General features: G+C 40.8%; 1 protein-coding gene. It reads left to right on the plus strand.

Annotated elements, in window-relative coordinates:
• Positions 1–1,821, plus strand: a 1,821-nt coding sequence (locus AB6E54_RS22615) for an ImcF-related family protein (protein ID WP_372169056.1), incomplete at both ends; no start/stop codon positions are given.

A 1,821-nucleotide genomic window follows, 5' to 3' on the forward strand; every position in this document is an offset into this window, starting at 1 on the left:
ATGAACTTGTGAATATGAATGTAAGTCGTCTCGATGAAAGTACGAAAATCGCTTACAACGCCCTCATAATGCAAATTAGAAACCACTTAATGCCCGTAATTGAGCAAGGTTATCGTTTGCAACTAACACAAAACCAAGACAACATTAATAGTGCACTACCTTTACTCAAAGGTTACTTAATGTTGAATGATCCTACCAAGCGCGAGATAAAATTTCTTCGTCAACAAACACTGTCAACACTACAAAAACTCAACGATCAACCAGAAACGATTACAACGGTCATGAAGTATTTAGACGCGTATTTCCGAACGAATTTTGAACCTGTTCCGATCAACATGAATATGGTTCGTGCGACAAGGCGATCACTGCTGTCTAGTTCAAACGTCGACCTAGTTTACGTTAGCTTATTACAGCAAGCAGGCGACATTGATTTGGGCACTCTGAATTTACAAAGAGCAGTGGGTTTCGACTTTAATAATGTTTTCAACGACAACTTGGATCCCCGACGATTAGAAATCGATAAAGTTTATACGTCGACGGGCTTCAGCACGTTTTACCGCCCTCGTGTCGATTTAATGTCGCAAAAAGTCATCACTGACAACTGGGTATTGGGGTTGTCAAACCACGTAATCCCAACAGACAAAGAACAAGAGACCTTCAAGAAACAAGTAAGAAAAAAATATACGGATGACTACATCAGTTATTGGCGAAATGCTTTAAGCGAACTAAAAGTCAAGCGTTACAACAATATAGGGGAGATAACCAATGCCATAGATCTAATCTCTGGTCCCTCTTCTCCTATGACAACCGTTCTAAAACAAGTTTATACAAACACTCAGTTTTCCCCGATCGGACAACAGAATGCATTAATGGCCCAGGTTAACCCTAAACTTGCTGGTGCAGTAAATGCAGCACCAGAACTCGCTGAAGAACTTGTTAAACCTGACTACTTGTTGATGAAAAGAGTTGAACAAGCTTTCCATATCCTGAATCAATTACAAATTAACGAAACCCCTAACTCCCCTACACCATGGGATGAAACGATAACTGCACTTAGCAGAGTTCGTACTTATATGAAGGATATAGCTGACGCACCAGATCCTCAAATGGCAGCGTTAACTGCAGCGCAACACCGAATGAGTAGTACGGAGGCAGATCCTCTAATCCGCTTAAAACAGATAGCGCAAAAATCTCCTGAACCCGTCAGAAGTTGGCTTTTAGACGTAGTTAACCAGAGCTGGTCTGTGATGATTTCTGAATCATCAAAAGGAATCCAGACTCTTTGGTATAGTGAGATCTATACCAAGTTCAAAGAGTTAGGTTTAGGAAGGTACCCTTTTGACCTAAGTGCAACTGAGGAAATTTCGATTGAAGACTTTGAGCTACTATTTGCTTCGGGGGGATTGCTAGATGCATTTATCGATAAGAATTTCGCTCCTTTTTACGACACAAATCTATGGACACCGAAACAGGTAGAAGGCGAAATTATGCCACTCTCGCCAGAGTTGCTTGTTCAGTTAAGAAATTACAATGTCATCAGAGATACGTTAATTAACAAGAGTACAAACCGCTTGTACCTTCCATTCAGTGCGAAAGTTCTTGATCTGGATTCGAGTGCAATAAGAGCAAGCTTGAAAATAGCGGACTCAAATATCAACTATTACCATGGTCCAAGTAGAATTCGTGAACTTGAGTGGCCTCCTCAAAACGGAGATTTCAATATCAGTATTACGATTCAAGACGTAACAGACGAAGGTAAACAGCACGTACTGAGCAAGAATGGTCAATGGGCTATCTATCGGTTATTTGGTGACTCAACGT

The organism is Vibrio sp. 10N.247.311.49 (assembly GCF_041467655.1).
In the GTDB taxonomy this organism is placed as follows: domain Bacteria; phylum Pseudomonadota; class Gammaproteobacteria; order Enterobacterales; family Vibrionaceae; genus Vibrio; species Vibrio crassostreae_C.